Here is a 22,625-nt window from a genome sequence, read left to right as displayed (position 1 = left end):
TTACGGAATCCGTAACGCCCCCACTCGAAGAGGAATGCCATGTCGCACCGCTATACAGCCGTTGTCAAGGTCACCGGCGAAGGTCGCAACGGAGGCCACGCCCAGTCCGACGACGGTCTGCTCGAGACCGACCTGTCGCTGCCGAAGGAGCTCGGTGGGGCAGGGACGGCCACCAATCCCGAGCAGCTCTTCGCCGCAGGCTGGGCTGCCTGCTACCTGGGCGCGGTCCGGGTTGCCGCAGCCGAGCGCAAGATCCGGCTGACCAGCACCGAGATCGACACCGAGATGAGCCTGCACCACGGCAGCGACGGCTACTCCCTCGCCGCGGTCCTCAACCTCCAGGTCGGGGGCGTGACCCAGGACGAGGCGCGCGAGCTCGCCGAGGCCGCGCACCAGATCTGCCCCTACTCCAAGGCCGTCCGCGGCAACGTCCCCGTCACCATCAACGCCGTCGCCGTCTGACCCACCGCGAACCGGCCGGATCCGACCGGCCCACCCGAACCGCAGGTCCCGCACTTGTTCACGTCGTCCGGGCGCGGGACCTGCGACCCCATGGAATCTCCGTACCCGCTCACGCGAACGTTCCGGATCGGCAGGCGCGGCATGTCACCTCCACCGGGTCCTGTGCGGTCGATCCTCGCGGGCCAGCGGCGCCTGGCGCAGCGCCTTGACGTGTTGTCGGAGGCGCCCGAGTACCTCCAGTGCGAGGACGATCCTCGGACTTGCGATGCACCGCAGCGGACGCCGCGCGCCGATCCGCGAAGACCGACCGACGGGACCTGGGCACACCCCGCCCCGTAGATCAGCATCTGCCGTCCGACAGACTGGCGCTGTACGACGGGTTCCATGAAGCATCCCGGATGCACCCCGGACTGCCCGGTCTCCCGTGCGGGATGGCCGGACTCGTCCGTGGTGTTGTCGTGGGTGGAGTCATCGGTGATGTCGGGGTACGGGCCCGGTACCGGAGCCTTCACGTGCGTGTGTACGCGGCCGACGCATCATGGGTAGCGGATGCCGCATCACACGATGGCGGGGCGCCTCGGGCCTGAGGTACATCGAGGTCCGACCGTGACCCTGCTGATCTCCACCGAGCGGGCAGCCGCCCGTTCCCGAGTTCGTTTCAGACGAAGAGAAGGATGAACAGGTTGTGAGTGAAATTCAGCAGAAGGCCTGGCTGGCGGGTGGTTGTTTCTGGGGTATGCAGGACCTGATTCGGAAGCTCCCAGGTGTCCTGAGCACGAGGACCGGATACAGCGGCGGCAGTACGGCCCATCCGACCTACCGCGAGCACGGGAGTCATGCGGAGTCGATCGAGATCGTCTTCGATCCCGCCGTAACCGACTACCGCACCATCCTCGAGTACTTTTTCCAGATCCATGACCCCTCCACGAAGAACCGGCAGGGCAATGACATCGGCGCCAGTTACCGCTCCGCCGTCTTCTACCTCGACGACGATCAACGGCGCATCGCCCAGGAGACGATCGACGATGTCGACGCATCGGGTCTGTGGCCGGGCAAGGTCGTGACCGAAGTCGTTCCGGCCGGTGAGTTCTGGGAGGCGGAGCCGGAGCATCAGGATTACCTGGAACGCTATCCGGAGGGTTACACCTGCCACTTCCCGCGCCCGAACTGGCGACTGCCGAAGCGCGGAGAAGTCTGATTCGAGGCTGCTCCGAATGACCGCAGGCCTCCCTACGGAACTCCTCGTAGGGAGGCCTGCGTCGTCACGGGACGCTCAGGTCCTGTCCCGGGCGAGCCTTGCGGGCCTCCGACCCAACCATGCGGAGCGCCGGTCATGGTCCTGCCGGCGAAACCGTCCGCCTGATCACTCCTCTGTCGGTGTCGTGACGATAGTGGTGGCCGGTCCAGCGGTGGCGCGCACGGTCGCGCTGCGTTGCCGGAGAGGTGGGAGAGGTGTCAGACCGAGCCCGGTCGGCCCGAGGCGCTCTCGGTGAAGGGAGCAGGGAACTTCGGGAAGCGGCTGTCAGCGCGTCATGTGGACGGTGAAGTGGCGCTCCGTGTCGCCGGCGGGAACGGTACGAACAAAGCCCCGGGCATTGCTGTAGGCGCCCGAGCCACCGGTGATGCCGACGTCGACAAACGCCGGGGCGGGCAGGTGGAGCAGCGCCTGCGCGCCGAACTGCCCCTCGGGGAGGGAGAAGGTACCCAGACACTGGAGAGCTGCCGGGCTGACCTGGGTGTAGGTGCAGACCACGCTGTGGTCACCCACCTTTTTGCCGTCGCGGTATAGGTCTTCGTGGATGACACGCTGGTCACCCGCGCTGATGCCTGGCTTTCCCAGATCGACTTCTGCGAGCGAAGTCTGCTTTCCGACCAGCTCGAAAGTTTCTGCGTGATGCTCGGAGGCCGGTGCGCTCACGGAACTGGGTGTGTCGGCCGACGCCAACGGCGCAAGGGCGACGCCGCCATAGAGCGTTGCAGCCATACCCATGACTGCACTCAGGTATCGGACCCTGTTCTTCTTGAGTGTGTTCGGCACTTCGCCGCTCCGTTCTGTTGATGTGTCGAATCGGCGGCGGCGAAAGGATGTGGAACCTCGACCTGAACCTGAGGTCGACCCCGCTTCGATTGACTCGTGGACAACGTCTTACGAAGGTTCTCAATCGTACTTTCACACGAGGGGAATCACCTGTCAAACAGGTGACGAAGATGGTGAAATTGGCAGACCTACGCCTTTGGGGAGGCCGGTCTGCCACCCTTGGCGGCGCGGTTGGGCGGCCCCTTGCGCTTTGAACGGGTCGAGGGCGGCAGCTCGTGCGGCGCGCCTCTGTCGGAGGCCTGGCTGGCGACGTTCGGGCTCGCCCTGGCGCGGCGCCATGTGGAGACCCTCGAACTGCTCACGCCGGTGCAGGGGGTCTCGGCTGAGTGGGGTCCTCGCGACACGTGGCGCACCCGTTGCGGTCGCATTGCCTCGGTGGCTGAGGCGGAGCTGAGGGTGTGGCCGGTCACTGTCGTCCGCCCGGAACCCTGTGAAGCGGCGCGGGCGCCCCTCCGGGCAGAATATTGCACGTGAAAACGTCACCTGTCAGAATAGTGATGTGAAACATTCCTTCCCTGCCGGAGCCCCGGCACTCGACTTTGCGGGGACGCTGCGTGTGCGGCGTAGCCCGAAACCCCGGGAGATGCTCGACTCGACGGAGAGCCTCAACCTCTGGTTCCGTGAGTCAGGAATCACAGAGAGTGACATTGTTTGCCGGTCGTCCGATCTCCGTAGAGCGGTGGCTCTGAGGGAGGCGATCTACCGGCTGGTCGTCGCGAGGATCGCCGAAGACAACTACGACGACGAGGCACTGCGCCTGGTGAACGATGCGGCACGCCTGCCTTCCCCTGTTCCCCAGCTCACGGCGGACGGTCGCCAGGTCGAAGCCACCATCGAGCAGGCGTTTTCCCACGTCGCCCGTGACGCTGTCGCAGTCCTCGGCGGGCCGGAGGTGCCGCTGCTCAAGGAATGTGCGAACCCCGACTGCACTCAGACCTATATCGACCGCTCCAGGGGCGCGCGCCGGGAGTGGTGCAAGATGGATCCGTGCGGCAACAAGATCAAGGCTGCGGCGTACCGCGCACGTAAGCGCGCGGCTCAGCAGGCATAGACGCACGCGCGTGAGACCCGGTTGTTCTGCCGTGCGGACGTCTTCTGATGTGAACAGGGCTGGCGGACGGGCGGAGTGGGACTCAGTCTTCTCACGCGCGGTACCGGCCGGGTGGCCGACCCGCCGCCTCGAAGCGCACGCCACCTGACTTGCGTGCCGGCATCTGCACGAACCGACGCTGGGCAAGGGGCAGTGGTTCGGGGGCGTGTTTCCGCGGGAGGCCGACTTTGCCGCTGCCTCGCGGTGCGGCAGTGATGAGTCGACGGAAACGACTTGGTGCGGGTGGAATTTGCGGGCATCGTCATCCGTTAGACCGGTGACGTTCACGTACCACTTTTCAGCCGAAGAGGACTGGCGTGTCCGGACTGAGAGCGTGGGCGGTGTTGCCGCCGCGCCACTCTCAAGCCGGGGAGTTGCCAGGAGGCATCCCGCTTCCAGCCCTGTCGAGCAGACGGGGTGGCCGGCCATCAAGTGCTCGTGGACACACTGCACTGAGGAGGCGTTGACATGGAACAGGAACGCAAGGACACCGACACCGCCCAGGCGCTGCGCCACCTGCGGTTCTCGCAACTGCCGGAGCGTATCCGGTTGGAAGACATGATCGAAGAGCGGCCGGCAGCGACGCATGATTCGGTGAGCGGCGCATTCAACTCGGACTGGTGGCTTCTGCGCATGGGCGGCGTGTGAGCCGGTGCCTGGCCTGAGGGGTGCCTGGTCCGAGGGTCGCCTCGGACAGCGCTCAGGGCCTTTCGTTCGGATCGGGCCCGGCACGATCCGAATCGAAGCCCCCTGGCCGTGCGGACAGGGGGTGAGGCTGGATTGATCCTCCCCGTGGCGTCACCCGGTGCTGACCAGCCGATCGAACGATCCACACCCCTCCCAGGGAGACCCTTATGAGGACCCGGAAGCTCTTGTTGCAGCTGACGTCCGTGTCGGCTGCGAGTGCGATCGCAGTGGGCTGCTTCCTTCATCTTTTCTGAGCAGCCGCTCTCCTGCGGCGGCGAAGGCTCAGTGACCGCGAAGCCGATGCCGCTACCGGCGGCGGTGACCCGACCCCATTGGCTCACCGCCGCCCCTTCCTTCCAGGCCATCCGGAACGGACTCAACCAGCGACGTCGGCGGCCGGCGCCGCCCCATCCGTACGGACGGTGGTCGTGATGCGCTCCGGCCGCGGGGTGAAGAAACTGTGGGCCAGCAGCAGGATCGGTACCGCCATCACACCCGCGAGCACAACGGCGGAGACACCCAGCCGGCCCGGTGCCACCAGCAAGCCGGCCACCGTGGCCCCGAGCAGGACGAACATGTCGTTGGTCGGCAGCAGCATCGAGTAGTAATGGGTCAACTCGCGTTCCGTGAAGCGTGCCTGGACCTCGGCCATGTAGACCGTCGTCGCCAGGGATTCCAGGATGCCGCCGGCAACCAGTAGACCGATGGCGAGCGCCGGCTGGTGGGCAAGGAGCAGAAGCAGCCAGCACACTGCTTCCGCCACATTGCCGAGGATGTACATCGAGCCCGGACTGAACCGTGTGAGCCGCCCGGCCAAAATACCGCCGGCAGCACCGCCCAGGCCCATGGCGGCGATCAGATACCCGAGCATTCCGTCGATCTCCGGGAACCGGATGCGAGCGAACGCGGGAACGAAGACCGAGTTCATGCCGACGACGAAGACGTAGGTGAATGCCGTGAGCGTGAGGCCGAAGATCATCCCATCGCCACGGATGATGGTGAGAAGCTCCCGAGGATTGTCCAGGAACAGCCGGCGCGGGATCCTCAGTGGAGACTTCGGCATTCTGGGAACCGCCGCGCCGACCGCCGTAGTGGGCTCGCTCTTGGGGGCGGGAAACGGCCCGGCCAGCAGTCCCGCCGCGAGAAGGGCAGTGGCTGCCTCGGCGAAGAACGCCACGGAGATGCTTCCGAAGGCGAGGACCGGCCCGACCACCACCGGGCCCAGCAGTGAGGCCACCCGCTGGGCCGTGACGATCAACCCGTTCGACTCGAGTTCTCTGCCGTCCGGGGTCACCCTGGTGCGCAGCGCGAGCCGGGCCGGGGCCAGGAACATCGTGGTCAGACCGATCAGAAACGATAGGACCTGGATCTGCCACAGGGCGCCGGTGAACGGGATCACGACGGCGATGAGGGCACTGGCGACCGATGCCAGGACGGACACGGCACGAGGGTCCCAGCGTCGGACCACTTCGGATACGACCGTGCCGAGCAGGATGTTCGGGATCAGCCGAATCCCCAGCGTGAGCCCGAAGTCAAGGCCCAGACCGAACCGGCCCAGCAGAAAGATGGGCAGGGCGACGCCGGTTATTGCGGTGCCGAGCTGACTGACCGAGATGCTGACGACCAATCGGGCGAGGCCGGGCTCGCGCCAGATGGACGACTTCGCACCGTGGCCTGACTCTGCGCTCATGCGGGCAACTCCACACTCAGGCATCGTGAGAGCGCTCGCCGTGCAGACCTGATGAGCACTGAGTCCCTTCCTTCGCCGGAGCGATCATGCGTGCCGAGCCACGACCAGGCGACGAGAACAGTCGAACGGGCGCTGCCCGCTCCCTTGCGGCGCGTCAGCGAAGGCGCTCGCCGGGAAGTGGTCTCGAAAGCGGCTTGCAGACACGGTCCACATCCCATACTGGGCCGGACCCGTCGTCAAGAGCCTGGAAGCGCTCTCAGATGAATGCTTGACGGGGCTCAGCTGTTGACCTGAGGTGCAGACGTCTGCGGTGGGAGCGGATCGGCGGTATCCCGTGCACGAGAGGGGCAGGGCCTGGCCGGCGTGCACGTCTGCACCCCAGATCCCGGTTGCGAGGGGGCCGAGCGGTCCGCTCGGTGATCAGATGGATCTTCGATCCGCATTGGCCCCGGGCTACGAGCTCGGAAGACCATGAAGGGAGGCAGTCCAGCACGCTGGGGCTGCGCGGCAGCGACGATGGCATCTGGTGCCGGTTCCTCGACGCCTTCGGTCCTGAAGCCCTGCCGCATCAGTGTGGTCAGATAGGTGGATAGTTTCCGGTGCTGGTTTCCCGCCCGACGGGCGCCTTCTGGGTTCTCGGAACGCCAGAATCCCTCGGTGGGATAGTCGCCGACGACCCTGCGCACGGTCCCGTTCTCGGTCTCCGTCCAGGTGGCGTGGGGTGCCTCGAAACAGGGATGCGGGATGGTGAAGACCAGGAGCCCTCCGGGGACAAGAACCCTGCGCACAGCCGAGAGCGCGGCGTCGAGGTTGGGGACGTTGTTCAGCGAGAGCCCAGCTGTCACCCACTCGACCGAGTTGGTGGCGATTGTGGCGAGCGTGCATCCGTCGTCGACCGAGAAGCGTATCCCGCTTGGCCGGCCCCTCTCGGCATTCCGCGCATTTTCGATCATTCGCGGTGACGAGTCGATGCCGACCACTGCGGCTCCTCGGGCGGCCGCAGCGCGGGCGATGATTCCCTCACCGCATCCGAGGTCGAGGACACGTTGGCCCGCAAGAGGCTCAGGGAGACGGGCGAGAAGGATGTCCCGTGCGAAGTCGTGCATGGCCGAGCCAGATCGCAACAGCTCTGCGTACCAGTCGGCGATGGTGTCCCAGGATTCAGTCATCAATGTCCGGACGCTACTCGATGCCTTCTGAGCCCACCATCGAAATGCGACCTCGGCGAAGGCGAAGACCGGTGCCACGGTCGGGCGTTCCCGAGGCTGCCTGAGTAAAAGTCCACCTGGCCGCAGACGGCGGCGCCCGCCCGGCTTCGACGCCGAGGTGTACAAGCGGCGCAACACCGTCGAACGCTGCATCCACCGCTTCAAGCAGTGGTGCGGCCCGGCCACACGGTGCGACAACTTGCCGTCACCCACCGAGCCGGACTCCGTCGCGCGGCCGTTTTCATCTGGTCACAACGCTGCCCGGAGAGATAGAACCTTGTCATGCGAAGCTTCGAGGTCACATCGATAGGTACAGTCCGGAACAACCGAACGGACGTCCAGCACACGGACAACTGGGGTGCCGTCTGCAGCACGATCACCGTCGACGAGCGCTTCGGCGAGACGTGCCTGCAGGGTCTGGAGGGCTTCTCCCACGTGGAGGTTCTCTTCATCTTCGACCAGTTCCCGGAACACGACGACTATCGCGAGCCCCGTCCCTATCGCGGCCGCTCCGACCTCCCGCCCGTTGGTGTCTTCGCAGGCCGTGGCCCCCGCAGGCCGAACCGTATCGGTGTGACGTGCTGCGCCATCGAATCCGTCCACGGCCGGGAACTGACAGTGGTGGGCCTCGACGCGGTCTCGGGCACCCCGGTCATTGACCTGAAGCCGACGATGGCGGAGTTCCGCGCGGTGAGTGTCAAACAGCCCGATTGGGTCAGCAGCCTGATGGCGGAGTACTTCCAGTCGTAAACGGTCCTCGTGACCCACCGCTTGCGCTCACCACCTGACCCTCTGACAGGTCATGAACCCCGTGGAGTACCAGTCGGACAGACACAGGCGATCAACCGACGACCCGGCCTGAGAGACACGCCCCCAAGGCCGGCTGACACCTCACGCCCTCTTATCCGCAAACTGGAGGTCCTGGCGGACAAGAGCCGCCGTGGCCATCGTGACCAGACCCCGTCCGGTCCGATGAGAGTGAAGCCAAGAGCCGATGTCGAGCCCGCCTGGACCTGTGCGGCGTATGAGGAGCTCACTCCCGGGATCCACCGTGAAACACCGCGCCGACGCTTTGGGGGTCGGCTGCCAGGACGGAGCCAAGCAGCGCGAAACGACGCAGGACGTGCCCCAGGAAAGAGACCCTGACCGCCAACCGGACAATCCAGTATCCCAGCAGACAACCGACGAGCAGATGGTTGACATCTGCTTGCCGGTAATTGTGGAAAAGAGCCACACAGAGTACCTGCAAAACCTCGATCGCGAGGCTGAAAACGACCCTGTAGGCGACGGCCCGCCGCGTTGAAGTGACCTTCCCGGACATCAGGTCCGTGGCTCCTGCGCCCGGAGGTCTCCCCGTCGGTCGCGCCGTATCGGACGACAGGCTCCGTCGCGAGGTCCGGCACTATGGAGAAAACTGTGAGAATTTAGGGCGTCAAGTCCGTTTCGCCCTGAGTGGTCAAGGGGCATCACACCTGCCTGCCAGGCGGCGGACGACGCCAGGCTCTCCACTCAGTGAGCAGGGTCCACATCAGGGTGCGGACTCCGAACCGACAAAGGTGGACGCAGAATGAACATGAAACTCGAACTCGTCGTGCTGCCCGTCTCGGACGTGGATCGCGCGAGGGATTTCTATGAGAAGGCGGGATTCCGCCTGGACCTCGCGAAGGACATCAATGAGGAGTACCGCGTTGTGCACCTCACGCCGCCCGGCTCCGAATGCTCGATCATCTTCGGCAAAGGCATGACCACCGCAGCGCCGGGGTCGGCGCAGGGCCTGTACCTCATCGTCACCGACATCGAAGAGGCCCGCACGGAGCTCGTCGACCGCAGCATCGAGGTGAGCGAGGTGTTCCACGACGCCGGAGGGCTCTTCTTCCACGGCCACGATGCCGGAGACGTTGCCCACGACGGCGGGGGACAGGAGCGGATCGCCGGTCCCCATCCTGAGCGCGCCAGCTACGCCTCCTATGCCACTTTCAGTGACCCTGACGGCAACGGCTGGGTGCTCCAGGAGATCACGCAGCGGTTGCCCGGCCGCTGACCGTTCCGGTCATCAAGGAGGCGCGGGCGGGCTGCCACCGGATCGCGCGGCGCAGGCCTGCCTGGCCTTCGGGCGATCCGGGCGGGCGGAGACCGTCCGCTCATGCCCCCGTGTTCTCCGACTCGCCTGCTGGCCCGCTACGGAGGCGCCGGTGACCAGGAGGCGCCTCGCACGGGTAGCTGCACCGCCGACCGGGCCGGAATCACATCACCGGGCCTCGACGGAGTGGCCGTCTTCGTCTGCCTGAGCAGCCGGGGCCGGAGCGCGGGTGCTGCGCTCATGGAGGTTGGCCGTCGGCGTGCGGTCGATCTGCAGATTGAGCAGCTCCGGGCGGCTGTAGTGGCCGCGCGCATCCATCAGGCGCTTACGCAGGTCGATCTCCGCGAAGTCCAGGTCGGCGATGACTTCGCCTTCGCCGGACGTGAGCGGCTCGCCGATGATGCGACCTTGCGGATCGACGATCGCGGTGAAGAAGCCGCCGGAAATCGCACCGACGGGGCCACCGGTGTCCTTGGCGATCTGCGCCTGCTGATCGGCATCGAGCCAGGCGGTGGCGTTGACCACGAAGCAGGCCGATTCCAGTGCATGCTGGCGGATGTTGACCTCGATCTGCTCGGCGAACAGCGGGCCGCCGAAGGCGCCCGGGTACATCGCGGCGTGGATCTGCTCGCCGTCGGCGATCAGGGCGTAGCGGGCCAGCGGCAGGTAGTGCTCCCAGCAGGCGAGCTGGCCGATGCGGCCGACGGTGCTGTCGACCGCACGCAGGCCCGATGCGTCGCCCTGGCCCCAGACCATCCGCTCGTGATAGGTCGGCGTGATCTTGCGGCGTCGCTGTATCAGCGTGCCGTCCGCGTCGAACAGCAGCTGCGTGTTGTAAATGGTGCCGCCGTCACGCTCGTTGACGCCGATCGAGACGACCATATGGGATTGCCGGGCGGCTTCGCCGATCGCGTGGGTCTCGGCGGACGGAACGGTCACCGACTCCTCGAGCAGGCGCAGGTGTTCTTCGGCCATGGTGTAGGGCGGCTGCACGAAGGAGAAGTAGGGGTAATAGGGAACGACGGTCTCGGGGAAGACCGCGAACTCGACGCCCTGTTCCCCTAGTTCGAGTATCTTCGTCACGACCTTCTCGACCGTGCCTGCCCGGCTGTAGAGCACGGGGCTGATCTGGACTGCGGCTGCTTTTATGACAGTCACGATGTGATTCCCTTCCAAAATGCGCGATCCACGCAAGGGTTGTGGTGTTTCGCCTGCCCGCAGGCGGTCCCGAGGGGAGGGCGATGAAGGCTGCGCGTGGCACTCGGGGCGAGGCGCGGGCTTGGACGTGCGACTCGCTGCGCCTGCCGACCCGGTACCGGTTGGCTGCCTGTGTCACGGAAACCGCTGTGGCTTCCGCTCGTTGACCGACGGCGGTCCCGAGGGGCCCCACCGACAGAAAGGAGCATATGCTCCTTTCTGTGTGATGGCAAGGATCCGCTGCTCGAACCAGGTACCTCATGGTCCGCGGCCTGTTCTCCATGGGCGTAGACGGGTTTGCGGTGTGCTTGGGGTCACTTCTCGGCCGCGCCCCGGAGTGCGGAGCAGTCGGTTCCGTCCGGCCTGGTCCGGCGATGGGTGCCCGACCGGGCCGGTTGTCCGGGAGGCGCGGTAGTGGGCGGACCGAAGGGCGGGGCCGCTGAATGCTGCCCCGCCCCCGTGCCGGTCAGCGAGGGCTGACCCGGTCGGTGCCTACTTCAGGCCGAAGGCCCGCGTGATGCTCTGCGCGACGGTGTTGCCCTGGCTGTCGCCCGCGCTGGTGCGCAACGTGACGAACCGAGCCTTTGCCGGGGCATCCAGTCGGGTGCGCCAGCCCTGGGTGGTGTGACGCAGCGCTGTACGGTGCCAGGTGGCGCCGTCGTCGTAGGAGACGTCCACCTTCACCGTCTTGATGGCGCTGGAGCTCGGAGCACCCGGAAGGTGCGAGGGGGTGACGGTGATGCCGGTCCGGCGGTGTGCCTTGCCGGAGGCGTCCATGTCCTTGACCGTGTAGTCGAGCTGGATCAGCGGCAGGGTGGCGACCGTGTCGGCAGCGGTCTGCTCGGAGACGAAGCCCCACTCGGTGTGTGTGGCGGTCGAGTAGTCGTTCGTCCAGGCGCCCCGGGAGTTGTCGGACACCAGGCGGTAGCGCAGCCTCTCGGGAGCCAGGACGAGGGGGAACCGAACGCTGCCGATGGTGTTGGTGGTGGACGCTCTGATCAGGGTGTTGCCCTGGTAGATCTTCACCCTGTCCTGGACATCGGGGTTGCCGAACGTCGTGCCGACGTGTCCGGCTCCCGAGTCGCTCCAGCCGGGGATCAGCGCCAACACCGTGTTGCCCGCGCGCAGCGGCCGGTAGTTGCCGTTCAGCCGGGGGCGTTGGATCGGCCCGAAGTACTCCAGGTGCGACGTGGCGTCGGCCGGGTACCGCTTGAAGGAGTCGCTGGAAACCTGGAGCTCCCGGTTGACCTGGGCCTCTTCGTACCAGTCCGCATCGGTGGACACCCAGTCGGTGCGTTCGCCCTGGGCCGGGGTGGGCAGCGGTACCGGGATGTAGTCCCCGCGCCAGACGGCGACACGGGTCTCCAGAGCCCGGGCGGGACGGTTGTTGCGGAAGGAGACGTTCACCCGGGTGAGATCACGGGGCTGCGGCCGGTAGCTGGGGTCCGTGGGGACGCCGGTCTGGTGGTGGGAGATGTCGTAGAGGTAGTCCGTGGTCGGGTGGGAGGCCACGCGCAGTCTCCTGCTGCCCTGCTTGATCCCGGCGATCAGTTCGTTGCCCTCGTCGGCGGTCAGCGTGGCCACGGTCAGGGGAGCCGGGTTCTCGGTGACGGTATACGGGTTGTCGTTCCAGGGGGTCAGACGCCCGTCGCCGTCATTGACGACCAGCAGCATGCTCGCGCCGGCCTCGGCTGCCGCGTCGGCCTGCTGCACCAGGTCGACGGAGTCGTTGCGCCGGACCACGACGGCCTTGCCCTTCACCTTGAGCCCGGCGTAGACAGATGTGCCGCCCTCCCCGGCGTAGACGGTGTCGAACTCGTGCTTGCCCTCCTTGAGAGGGGTGTGACCGCGCTGAACACGCAGGTCGTCGAAGGCACGCCCCCCGGCTGCGACCGTCAGGGTCGGCTCCTGAAGTCGTGACGCGACGCCGAACTCGAAGGTGCCCGTCGTGACCTTGCGCGTGGGCAGCACCCAGGTGCTGTCGTACGACGGGTCGGCGACGTACTCGCTGCGGTAGGCGTGTGTGTCGTTGAAGAACCGGTACGAGTCGACGCGGGTCAGGACAGGAGTGGTCTGCTGGGGAGTCCGGACGACGACCTCCTTCGCCTTGGAGGCGTCCAGATCCACCGTGACGTCCTTGTCGAGGACGACCTGAGGATCGGTCAGGATCGCCTTGCCCAGGGAGTGCGGCCCGTGAGTGCCCTCGACGTCGCCCATCAGCTCGACGGAGTACGTGCCGCCGGGCAGAGTGACCGTGCCCGTGCCCGAATCGTCAAGTACCAGCGGCAGCGCGAATCTGTCGCCCAGCACCCACACCGCGCCGCCCATCGGACGGCCGCCGCGGTTCTTGCCGTTGACCGTGATGGTGTAGCGCGGGCCCATTTTGTAGGCGCCGGTGATCGTGTGGGCCACCAGGGCGCCGGACGGGTCCGTGGCCACGATCTGCCCCGATGTGACGGTGTCGCTCTTCACCAGGTCGAAATCGGTGATCAGCGTGACCGTACTGCTGCCGTTGGCCGGGACGGTGACCTGCGGCGCGGACATTGTGAACGCTCCGGAGGCTGCACCAGGTGCCTGGACCGCCACACGGAGGGTGACCGCATGGTCCGCCGTGTTGGTGTACGTCACCTTCTTCTCGGTCTTGCCGCCGGCCGGCATGGTGGAGTCGCGGTAGCCACCGAACACGCTGCCACTGGCGAAGACGGTGCCCTTGACAGCTGCTGCGGCGTCCAGGCGGCCGCTGCCGCCCTCGTACGGGGTGTACTGGGGTGTCATCTTGGTGGTGCTGACCAGACCGTCCTTGAGCTGCTGCCCGGTCCAGTCCGGGTGGGCCTGGGCGAGCAGTGCGACGGAGCCGGCGACGTGCGGGGTGGCCATGGAGGTCCCGCTCATCGTCTGGTAGTAGCCGTCACCCTCGGCGGCGTACTGCGAGCGGGCCGCGAGCACGTCGACACCCGGAGCTGTCAGCTCCGGCTTCAGACCGGCGTCGCCCTGGCGCGGGCCGGTGCCGGAGAAGTCGGCGAGCTGGTCGGAGGCGTCCACCGCACCGACGGACAGCGCGGCGTCGGCAACGCTCGGAGTCGAGACGGTGTACTTGCCGCTGTTGCCGGCCGCGATGGTGAACAGCGCACCGGTCTCGGCACTGAGCTTGTCGACAGCCTGGCTCAGCGGGTCGCTGCCGTCGGTCGGGCCGGCGCCGAGGCTCATGCTGATGACCTTGGCGTGCTGGTCGCGGGCGGCCCATTCCATACCGGCCAGTACCCAGGACTCCTGGCCACTGCCCTCGTTGTCGAGGACCTTGCCTATGTGCAGGCGCGCGCCGGGCGCGACGCCCTTCTCCTTGCCGTCGGAGGCCGCGCCGGTCCCGGCGATGGTCGAGGCGACGTGAGTGCCGTGACCGTTGCGGTCCTCGACGTCCTGATCCGGCACGAAGCTCGTGCTCGCACTCACCTGACCGACCAGGTCGGGATGGCGGGTGTCGACCCCCGTATCGAGCACGGCCACGTCCACGCCCTGGCCGGTGTCACCACCGGACCACACCTGCGGCGCGCCGATCTGCGCGGTCGTGTCGGCCAGATCGGCCTGCACCTTCCCGTCCAGCCAGACCTTCGCGATGCCGCTGCTCAGCCGGGGTTCGGCCACGGTGCCACGGCTGGCGGCCGACTCGGTCCCACCGGTGAGTGCGGACCAGAAGGCACCCGCCTTCGTCCGCTGCTGCGACAGTGCCGCGCCCTGAATGCTGTCCAGGGCAAGAGTCCTGGTGGCGCCGGCGGGCACTGCCTGCGAGCGTGCGCGGACGGCAGCATCGGTGTACGTGACGATCAGGGGCAGACTGCTGCTCCGTGCGTCCTCGTAACCGTCCGCCAGGAGCCGGGTGACATTGAACAGTTCCCGGTCCAGCCGTCCGGCCGCGATGTAGGGCACCGCCACGTCGGGATACACGTAGGTGTCTTTGCCGACGGTGTGGATGGCGAAGCCTGTCGGCCGGCCGCCCGGACCCTGTACGGAACGGGTGACCTTGCCTCCGGGAGCGGTGCTGAGCGTCACCTTGTCACCGGTCAACAGTGTGACGGTGCGTGAAGTGTGTTGGTGTGTTGTCGCGGTAGTGGTCGGGGGCCGGTCCGGGAGACCGCTCCCCGGTGTGGCCGAGGCGGACACCAGTGGCTGCGCGGCGAACATTGCCAGCGCGACACCGACGGCTGTGAGCCCCTGTTTGCGGGCAGGTATGGATGGCATGTGGATCCTTGGATTGGCATGGCAACGGTTGCCACGTGTGACACGACGTCAGGTGCGTGGCCGGGTCACACATGGGACCTGTGGCCGGGGGTTGTTCAAGGGCAGCGGAGGCGAGTCGATCCCGTCCGCTCTTCTACCGTTCGGACCGACGGGTTCGGAGACGCAGACCTGCTTGCCGTCCTCATGGGCGAGCGGCGCCGGCAGGCGGCCGACGCCGGGCGGCCTGTCCGCGTCGTTCGGGACCGATCCCGTACGAGCCCTGCTTACCGGGCAGCTCGACCGCGTCGAGCGGCCCTGCGGGGCCGGACCGCGGCCCGCCCGCACGCGGGCTTGCCCTCCCCGTCGGTCGGCGTCCCATTTCCCGGCCGTCCTGTCCGGCCTTCGGCCGCGGCCGGGAGCTGGTCATCGAGCCCCTTTCGTGTTCGACGCTCCGGGGGCGCACAGCCCGGAGCGCGGCAGGAACGTTCCGCGCTGAAGCGAGGCGGCGCGCGATGTCCTGCAGCTGGTGTTGGACCCCACCCTGAACTCCCCGGTTGCTGCCGTCAGCCCTTTCGGCTGTCCACCCTGCGACAAGTCGCCTTTGCGTCATGCCTGATGGGGGCGGAGCGGGGGCGCTGCGACGAGTTGGCTCCGCGCCGGTGGTCTCGGCGACGGTCGCCGATGTCTGGGTGGTCCGGCGAAGGGCGGGCCGTCATGTGTGCGGGCGAGTTTGCCCGGCTGCGCCGAGTCCGGACTCGCGCGGTGAACCGGGCGGGGGCCCGAAGCGGGCAAGCGGCTCTCCTGCATGCATCGGGTCCGCAGTGCTCGTGTACGGAGACAACGGGGGTAGTGGAGGTGTCGGAAGACGGGGTGGACCAGGGCGGGTCGGTCTGTCGGGGTGGGTCTCTGCCACGGCCGACCCGGGCCGCCCGCCGTGGCCGGGCGAGCCGGGCCGAGTGGAGGGTGCGAGGATCAGGCAGGACCGTCGGTCGACTGCTCAGGGAGCGCGAATCCTCGCGCCGTCCCCGCGTCGATCGAGGTCTCTTATTCAAGGACCTGGCCGGCGGCGCGCGGACTCGGTCGGGCGGCACCGGGCCGCGCCGACATCCCGGGATTGCCGCAGTGTTGCATAACAATGCGATTTACCACATACTCTTCCTATGTCAAAGGTTCTCACCTCCCTGCCCACCGGCGAGCGCGTCGGCATCGCCTTCTCGGGCGGACTCGATACCTCCGTCGCGGTCGCCTGGATGCGCGACAAGGGCGCCGTCCCGTGCACCTACACCGCCGACATCGGCCAGTACGACGAGCCCGACATCGCCTCGGTGCCCGGTCGCGCGCAGGCCTACGGTGCCGAGATCGCGCGTCTGGTCGACTGCCGAGCAGCGCTCGTCGAGGAGGGCCTGGCCGCGCTCACCTGCGGAGCGTTCCACATCCGCTCGGGCGGCCGCGCCTACTTCAACACCACGCCCCTCGGCCGCGCTGTCACCGGCACCCTGCTGGTCCGCGCGATGCTCGAGGACGACGTGCAGATCTGGGGCGACGGCTCGACGTTCAAGGGCAACGACATCGAGCGGTTCTACCGCTACGGCCTGCTGGCCAACCCGCACCTGCGGATCTACAAGCCGTGGCTCGACGCCGACTTCGTCTCCGAGCTGGGGGGCCGCAAGGAGATGTCGGAATGGTTGGTCGCCCATGGGCTGCCGTACCGCGACAGCACGGAGAAGGCGTACTCGACCGACGCCAACATCTGGGGCGCCACACACGAGGCCAAGACGCTGGAACACCTCGACACCGGGGTGGAGACCGTGGAACCGATCATGGGCGTCCGGTTCTGGGACCCCTCGATCGAGATCGCCGCCGAGGACGTGACGATCGGCTTCGACCAGGGCCGCCCGGTGACGATCAACGGCAAGGAGTTCGCCTCTCCGGTCGATCTGGTGATGGAGGCGAACGCGATCGGCGGCCGCCACGGTCTGGGTATGTCGGACCAGATCGAGAACCGGATCATCGAGGCGAAGAGCCGCGGCATCTACGAGGCGCCCGGCATGGCGCTGCTGCACGCCGCGTACGAGCGCCTGGTCAACGCGATCCACAACGAGGACACCCTCGCCCACTACCACAACGAGGGTCGGCGCCTCGGGCGGCTGATGTACGAGGGCCGCTGGCTGGACCCGCAGGCGCTGATGGTCCGCGAGTCGCTGCAGCGGTGGGTCGGCTCGGCGGTCACCGGCGAGGTGACCCTGCGACTGCGGCGCGGTGAGGACTACTCGATCCTGGACACCTCCGGTCCGGCGTTCAGCTACCACCCGGACAAGCTGTCGATGGAGCGTACCGAGGACTCCGCGTTCGGACCGGTGGACCGGATCGGCCAGCTCACCATGCGCAACCTCGACATCGCCGACTCGCGCGCGAAGCTCGAGCAGTACGCCGGCCTCGGCATCGTCGGCGCGACCCACCCCGTGCTGATCGGCGCCGCCCAGGCCGCGGCGACCGGCCTGATCGGCACCATGCCGGAGGGCGGCGCGGAGGCCATCGCCTCCCGCGGCGAGGTATCCGGCGACGACGAGCTGCTGGACCGCGCCGCGATGGAGTCCGGCACCGACTGACCGGCGCGTCGGGCAGCTCCGGGCGGGGCGGCAGCAGCCGAGCACGGTCGCGGAGGTCGGGGCTCGGGCGGTTCGACACGGTACCGACGTGCGACCGTCCGAAGCCCGGACAGCCGTTGGTCAGAAGGAAACGTCGAAGTAGTCGATGTCCGTGAACGCGACTTCGAGGTGTTCGGCGCGGCGGCCACCGTCTTTGAAATAGATCTCCTGAAGCCCCTCGGCGACGATTTCCCGCATCCGGTGGTCGCCGGCGCCTTGTTGCTGGGCGTCGAAGAGGCGGTCGGCGTACGCCGGGGGCAGGTGCACGGTCAGCCGCCGCATCCGCCCGTCGTCAGTGGTGCCGATCGGCGCGGAGTAGCCGAATCGGGCCCGTGTCTCCACCGTGATGCCGGTCGTGGACGCGGCCTGCTTGCGGCGGCGCTTGCGGACCTGGGGCTGCCAGCGGGAGCGGACAGCCGCGTCGATCCTGGCGACGATGTCCCCGGGCGGGTGTTTCCGCTCGCCTGTGCGATAGCGCTCCACCGAGCGTTGCGTGACACCGAGCTCCTGGGCGACGGCCCTCGTCGTCTTCAGCTTCCCTATCAGGAAGTTGATGCGGGCCTGGAGAGTCCTGGGTGGCTCGCGGGTGAAGCCCTCGCGGTCGGCGCGCTCCAGAGCGTCGTCGATGTCGCCCACGGGCTACTCTCCTTCGTCCATGACGGCGTCGCCGCCCTTGATGTGGCGGGCCGGGTTCATGCCCTTCTCCATCAGGTCGACGGCCCAGGCCATCTCCTGGACACCCTCCAGTTTGACCAGACCGGGTGCGGGGCCGAGCCGGAACGTCCCGGGCAGCGGCTTGCCGTCCTCGGTGTGCGGCAGGAAGTCCAGCGGACTGGGGCCCGCTGAGGCGTAGGCGACGCAGTCGGACAGCACGGCGAGAGGGTACTGACCCGTTGCCTTCGCCATGTTGACCATCTTGCGGTGCATGTTGACGCGGGCCTTGGAGATGACAGCCGCCCGGATGTCGGGGCGCCAGGTCGGGCGCTCCAGGGCGGGCCAGCGGTCGCCGTCCGTGTAGTGGCGGCCCTGGGGCCGCTCGCGCAGCTTGCCGATGCCGCCCTTGACGGTCGACTTGATCGCAGAGAGCACTGCCGTGAGGGCCGGGTCGTTGTGCCTGTGCGTCTCCATCGAGGCGAGGAACGTGTTCGCGTCCAGGTCCTTCGAGACACCGAGGTCGGCCATGGTGTCGACATAGGCATCCCTGAGCCGGTCGTGCCACGGGTCAAGGAACGCACCGGTCTCGCGGCGCAGGAACGCCTGGGCCGGGGTGACGTCGTGGCCGAGTTCCACGGCGTAGGCGACGGTGGGCGTGGCGTACCAGGCCGGGCCGATCGGCCGGACGCCGGACGGCGTGAACGGGCTGGGCAGCCGCGGGTCCAGTTCGATGCCGGAGAGGTCCACCAGCCAGCTGCCGGGTAGCTTCTTGTCGAACACCGGCTGCTGGACGTGGACGGGCTCGCTCAGACCGACCATCAGACGGGCCGCGGCCGCGAGGAACGCGGTGTTGATGTCCAGCCCGACCGCCCACGGCAGCAGGCACTCCTGGTCCGACAGCAGCTGTGGGTCGCGCACCCACTGGTACGCCTCCTCATCGAGGAAGCCGCCTGTCCAGCCCTGCGCGACCGGGTGCTCGGCCGGAGCCTCCGGCGGCGCCGGATCCATCGGTTGCGTGCCCAGAGAACCGGGGTTGTGGCCCTGGACCCAAGCACCGGTTGCATCGTCCTTCACCGCACGGGTCGGCGGACGCATCGCGGTCATCAGCTCCAGTCCGGAGACCGCGGACGAGCCGCGCGGGGTGATGACGCGCGTCGCGTACACGCCCAGGGCGCGGGCGAGCTCGGCCGGCGGAAGGGCGGCGGCGTCCCCCCAGGCGCGGGTGTCCAGGGCATCCCAGGGCAGGGTCGCCAACTGCACGCACTGACGCCGCCCGGCCTTCGCCGGGCGGTAGATGCGTGCCCACGGCCCGAAGCCGCGCCGGGTGAGTTTCCACTTCGCACGGGAGATCTGTTCGACGACCGGGTGGTCCTCGGGCAGACGCAGCGAACGGCGGGCCTCGAAACCCTCCAATCGCTCCGGGAGTCCGAGGCGTACGGCGGCGGTCGCCGTCAGCACGATCAGTGCGTCGGAATCCTTGCCGTTGCGGTGCAGGCGGGGCGCGCCGATCCCGGACTCCTGCAGGGTCCAGTCGACCAGTTCCGCGATGGTCGTCGCCGGGCAGTCCAGCACGATGCCGTCCACGCCGTAAGCGGTGCCGTCGCCGTCCAGCACGGCGAGGGGGCCGTGGGGGAAGCGCGGATCGGGGGTGGGCTGCACGGCGGCCTTCTTCGCCGGGCGTCGTGACGACGCTGCCCTGGCGGCGGGGACCGGCTCAGGCTCCGTCTTCGGTACGGGCGCGGGGGCCGCGGGCACGATGGTGGGTTGCGCGGCAGGGGCTGGGGTGGCGGCGCCGAACGGAGCTGGGGCCGGGGTGGACTTGGAGGTGTCCGGGGCCGGGATCCCGGTATTTTTGGCGGCTGGGTACCTGGCGGCCAGGCCTTCCAGGAGCCGGGCGTAGGCGGCGCGTTTCGGCGCCCGCGGCTCCGTGCGCCCTGACTCCCAGTTCCCTACTGCTTCGCGTCGGGTCTGCAACGCCTTCGCGATCTGATCCTGGCTCAGCCCGGCCGCCTCGCGCAGGCGCTTGCGTTCCGCGGGGTCCGGCAGGGGGTCCTGCGCGACCTGCTCCAGCAGCGCGTCGACGGCACCGAACAGTGTCTGTTCCTCGTGGGACACAAGGATCACCTCCGGGCGCCACGCTACATGAATCGCTCTCCGATCACTCGCAATGTGTCCGTGGATCGCATGTGGATCGCTCTCCGTCGCGCCCTCGCGAGTGCGGGGGCAGCGCACGCATCGGGACCTGTTCCGTGGGCGAGGTGCCGCTGCCGGCCTCAGGGACGGAGGTCTACTTGTCGTGCTGCACGATCTGGATCAGGTTGCCGCAGGTGTCGTCCAGGACCGCTGTGGTGACCGGCCCCATCTCCACCGGCTCTTGGGTGAAGAGCACCCCGAGGCCACGCAGCCGGTCGAACTCCGCCTGGACGTCGTCCACGGCGAATGCGGTGGCCGGGATGCCATCCTTGACCAGTGCCGTCTTGTACGGCTTCACCGCTGGATGGCCATCGGGCTCCAGCAGTAGTTCGGTCCCGTCGGGATCGTCCGGTGAAACAACGGTCAGCCACCGGTCCTTGCCCAGCGGGACCTCGGTTTTCTTCACGAAGCCCAGTACGTCGGTATAGAAGCGCAAGGCCTTGTCCTGATCGTCGACGAAGACGCTGGACAGATGGATCCTCATGGGGTCCCCTCCGGGTGTGTCGGGTTTGAGCCACCGCGTCACGATGTGCTCCAGCGGTTCGTTATCCAGATCGTGGAACTTGTACCGGCCCTGGCGCCGTGAACGGACCAGACCCGCGGATTCCGGTACGGCCAGGTGCTGGCTGATCGCCTGGCGGGACAGTTCCAGACCGTGCTCGGTCAGCAGGCGTGCGCAAAACTCGAACAGGGTCTGACCGTCCCGTTCCGCCGGCTCATCAAGAATGCGCCGACGAGTGGGGTCGGACAGCGCCTTGAAGACATCCTCTGCCACACCCCCACCATGGGCAAGTATCGACTTGCCTATCGAATCGAGTGCCCCCGCGCTGCCTGGGCGAACAGATGGGCGTGTGCCACGGCATCTTTCCGCCGTGGGCCGCCACCCCTCATCTGGCAGGCGGCCGCCGCCTGTCGAAGCCGGCGCCGCACACAGGGCCGTCACACCAGACGTGTTGCACCTGTGACGGGGCGGTCAATCCGACTTCTCCGGTGCAACTTTGAGGAAGGGACGCCCACTGAGGTTCCCCCGAGATGCGGGGATGGGTGACAGAGGGTCAGATGGGTCTCACGAGAGGAGCCCAGACGATGCCTGCCCCGAGGAAGTACCCGCTTGAGTTGCGTGAGCGTGCGGTTCGGATGTACCGGACCGCTGAGCCGAAGCCTGTGATCCGCCGCATGGCGGAGGAACTCGGCGTGCACCACGAGGCTCTGCGCAACTGGATCCGCCAGGCAGAGGCCGATACCGGCGAGCGAGACGACATCCTCACCACCGTCGAGCGTGAGGAGCTGGCCGCCCTGCGGAAAGAGAATGCCCAGCTCAAGCGGGCGAACGAGGTCCTGCGGACGGCCTCGGCTTTTTTCGCGGCCCAGCTCGACCCGACCCGGCCCAGGTGACCGCGCTCGTCGATGCGCACCCGCACCTGGGGGTCGAGCCCGTACTCCGAGAACTCTCCATCCCCTCCTCCACCTATTACCGATGGCGCCAGGCCGAGAAGGAGCCATGCGAGCGACGCCGCCAGGACGCCGAACTCACAGGGAAGATCCGGCAGGTCCACGCCGACTCCGGCGGGATCTACGGCTCACCCCGCGTGCACGCCGTCCTGCGGCGTGAAGGCGTCCACGTCGGCCGCAAACGCGTCGAACGGCTCATGCGCCAGGCCGGCCTGGCCGGGATCAGTCCCCGCCGGGGCAAGGGCTTCACCCGACGCGACCCTGACGCCGATCTCGCTCCTGACCTGGTGCAACGCGACTTCACCGCGGCCGTGCCGAACCGGCTGTGGGTCACCGACCTGACCATGATCGCGACTCTGGAGGGCCCCCTGTGGCTCTCCGCGATCCGCGACGCGTTCTCCCGCCGGGTCGTGGCCTGGGAAACCTCCGCACGTGCGGACGCCGACCTCGTCCTGACCTCGCTGGAGTATGCCCTGGCCAGCCGCGAAGTCACGCCCGGTGAGCTCATTCACCACGCGGACCACGGCACCCAATACACCTCCGTGAAGCTCACAACACGCCTGGTCAGAGCCGGGATCCAGGCATCCATGGGCACGGTCGGCGACTCGTTCGACAACGCCCTCGCGGAGAACCTGTGGATGGTCATCAAGACCGAGTGCATCCGCGGCCGCGTCTTCGCCACCAGAGCCGAAGCGAACCTCACGCTCTTCGAGTACATCGACGGCTTCTACAACCCCCGCCGCATCCAGAAACGACTCGGCTACCTCAGCCCGATCGAGTACGAGGAGAAGCACTACGCCGACCAGGCAGCGACCGAACCAGTGAACCTGAAACCACGTCAACCCGCCCTGACCAGCTAGTAGACCGTCGCGGCTAATTTTTGGGATAGAGGTGGCGCAGTTTGATGCGTGCGTCGTGGGTGGTGAACTGCCAGTTCACCTGACGTTGGTC

At 67.7% G+C, this 22,625-nt stretch carries 18 protein-coding genes and 1 pseudogene; 10 read left to right on the top strand and 9 right to left on the bottom strand.

From position 1 onward, the window contains the following. Positions 1-39: 39 nt before the first annotated feature. Together ACFVXE_RS22675 and msrA are read left to right on the top strand one after the other, a co-directional pair. Complete coding sequence (locus tag ACFVXE_RS22675) at positions 40-462, top strand: organic hydroperoxide resistance protein (RefSeq protein ID WP_389673517.1); 423 nt, start codon at positions 40-42, stop codon at positions 460-462. Between the two features lie 685 nt (positions 463-1,147). After that, complete coding sequence (gene msrA, locus ACFVXE_RS22670) at positions 1,148-1,660, top strand: peptide-methionine (S)-S-oxide reductase MsrA (protein WP_389673516.1); 513 nt, start codon at positions 1,148-1,150, stop codon at positions 1,658-1,660. Positions 1,661-1,984: 324 nt separating this feature from the next. Here the strand turns inward: msrA and ACFVXE_RS22665 are convergent, their stop codons facing one another. After that, the gene (locus ACFVXE_RS22665; protein WP_389673515.1) at positions 1,985-2,500 is read right to left on the bottom strand and encodes a hypothetical protein; all 516 of its coding nucleotides are present in this window, start codon (positions 2,498-2,500) and stop codon (positions 1,985-1,987) included. Positions 2,501-2,990: 490 nt separating this feature from the next. On the opposite strand from ACFVXE_RS22665, the gene ACFVXE_RS22660 reads away from it, so the two are divergent. After that, positions 2,991-3,611 (top strand): CGNR zinc finger domain-containing protein, encoded by a 621-nt coding sequence (locus ACFVXE_RS22660; protein WP_389673513.1) that lies wholly within the window; start codon positions 2,991-2,993, stop codon positions 3,609-3,611. Between the two features lie 507 nt (positions 3,612-4,118). Further along, complete coding sequence (locus tag ACFVXE_RS22655; protein WP_389673512.1) at positions 4,119-4,298, top strand: hypothetical protein; 180 nt, start codon at positions 4,119-4,121, stop codon at positions 4,296-4,298. 415 nt (positions 4,299-4,713) lie between these two features. On the opposite strand, the gene ACFVXE_RS22650 is transcribed toward ACFVXE_RS22655, so the two are convergent. Both ACFVXE_RS22650 and ACFVXE_RS22645 read right to left on the bottom strand, forming a co-directional pair. Further along, on the bottom strand, positions 4,714-6,027 hold the full coding sequence (locus ACFVXE_RS22650; protein ID WP_389673510.1) for an MFS transporter: 1,314 nt from the start codon (positions 6,025-6,027) through the stop codon (positions 4,714-4,716). 278 nt (positions 6,028-6,305) lie between these two features. After that, on the bottom strand, positions 6,306-7,133 hold the full coding sequence (locus tag ACFVXE_RS22645) for a methyltransferase domain-containing protein (RefSeq protein WP_389673585.1): 828 nt from the start codon (positions 7,131-7,133) through the stop codon (positions 6,306-6,308). Between the two features lie 384 nt (positions 7,134-7,517). On the opposite strand from ACFVXE_RS22645, the gene ACFVXE_RS22640 reads away from it, so the two are divergent. The 3 genes from ACFVXE_RS22640 to ACFVXE_RS22630 all read left to right on the top strand — a co-directional run bounded on the left by ACFVXE_RS22640 (position 7,518) and on the right by ACFVXE_RS22630 (position 9,276). Beyond that, complete coding sequence (locus tag ACFVXE_RS22640; RefSeq protein WP_389673508.1) at positions 7,518-7,985, top strand: SAM-dependent methyltransferase; 468 nt, start codon at positions 7,518-7,520, stop codon at positions 7,983-7,985. A 301-nt stretch (positions 7,986-8,286) separates the two neighbouring features. Next, positions 8,287-8,538: a hypothetical protein gene (locus ACFVXE_RS22635; protein ID WP_389673507.1), complete on the top strand. Its 252-nt coding sequence runs from the start codon at positions 8,287-8,289 to the stop codon at positions 8,536-8,538. Between the two features lie 264 nt (positions 8,539-8,802). Then, entirely contained in the window at positions 8,803-9,276 is a 474-nt protein-coding gene (locus tag ACFVXE_RS22630) for a VOC family protein (RefSeq protein WP_389673505.1), read from the top strand. Positions 9,277-9,483: 207 nt separating this feature from the next. Here the strand turns inward: ACFVXE_RS22630 and ACFVXE_RS22625 are convergent, their stop codons facing one another. Continuing rightward, on the bottom strand, positions 9,484-10,473 hold the full coding sequence (locus ACFVXE_RS22625; RefSeq protein ID WP_389673504.1) for a nitrilase-related carbon-nitrogen hydrolase: 990 nt from the start codon (positions 10,471-10,473) through the stop codon (positions 9,484-9,486). A gap of 531 nt (positions 10,474-11,004) precedes the next feature. Continuing rightward, positions 11,005-14,574: a S8 family serine peptidase gene (locus tag ACFVXE_RS22620; protein ID WP_389673503.1), complete on the bottom strand. Its 3,570-nt coding sequence runs from the start codon at positions 14,572-14,574 to the stop codon at positions 11,005-11,007. A gap of 1,313 nt (positions 14,575-15,887) precedes the next feature. Between ACFVXE_RS22620 and argG the strand changes: the two genes are divergently transcribed. Further along, on the top strand, positions 15,888-17,336 hold the full coding sequence (gene argG / locus ACFVXE_RS22615) for an argininosuccinate synthase (protein WP_389673502.1): 1,449 nt from the start codon (positions 15,888-15,890) through the stop codon (positions 17,334-17,336). 120 nt (positions 17,337-17,456) lie between these two features. Here argG and tpg read toward each other — a convergent pair whose 3' ends face one another. The 4 genes and pseudogenes from tpg to ACFVXE_RS22595 all read right to left on the bottom strand — a co-directional run. Beyond that, complete coding sequence (gene tpg / locus ACFVXE_RS22610; RefSeq protein ID WP_389673501.1) at positions 17,457-18,011, bottom strand: telomere-protecting terminal protein Tpg; 555 nt, start codon at positions 18,009-18,011, stop codon at positions 17,457-17,459. Positions 18,012-18,014: 3 nt separating this feature from the next. Then, the gene (gene tap, locus ACFVXE_RS22605) at positions 18,015-20,144 is read right to left on the bottom strand and encodes a telomere-associated protein Tap (protein WP_389673499.1); all 2,130 of its coding nucleotides are present in this window, start codon (positions 20,142-20,144) and stop codon (positions 18,015-18,017) included. A gap of 172 nt (positions 20,145-20,316) precedes the next feature. After that, positions 20,317-20,706, bottom strand: a complete 390-nt coding sequence (locus ACFVXE_RS22600) for a VOC family protein (RefSeq protein WP_389673583.1) — start codon at positions 20,704-20,706, stop codon at positions 20,317-20,319. Beyond that, positions 20,707-20,997, bottom strand: a pseudogene (locus tag ACFVXE_RS22595) (ArsR/SmtB family transcription factor); the annotation flags it as partial. Positions 20,998-21,254: 257 nt separating this feature from the next. On the opposite strand from ACFVXE_RS22595, the gene ACFVXE_RS22590 reads away from it, so the two are divergent. Together ACFVXE_RS22590 and ACFVXE_RS22585 are read left to right on the top strand one after the other, a co-directional pair. After that, complete coding sequence (locus ACFVXE_RS22590) at positions 21,255-21,617, top strand: transposase (RefSeq protein ID WP_389673497.1); 363 nt, start codon at positions 21,255-21,257, stop codon at positions 21,615-21,617. Then, the gene (locus ACFVXE_RS22585; protein WP_267007760.1) at positions 21,614-22,534 is read left to right on the top strand and encodes an IS3 family transposase; all 921 of its coding nucleotides are present in this window, start codon (positions 21,614-21,616) and stop codon (positions 22,532-22,534) included. The genes ACFVXE_RS22590 and ACFVXE_RS22585 overlap by 4 nt, the downstream gene beginning before the upstream one ends. Positions 22,535-22,625 lie beyond the last annotated feature (91 nt).

Source organism: Streptomyces sp. NPDC058231, from assembly GCF_042882275.1.
GTDB lineage: Bacteria > Actinomycetota > Actinomycetes > Streptomycetales > Streptomycetaceae > Streptomyces.
The sequence above is the reverse complement of the archived record's forward strand: the minus strand, read 5'-3'. Positions and strand labels throughout refer to the sequence as shown.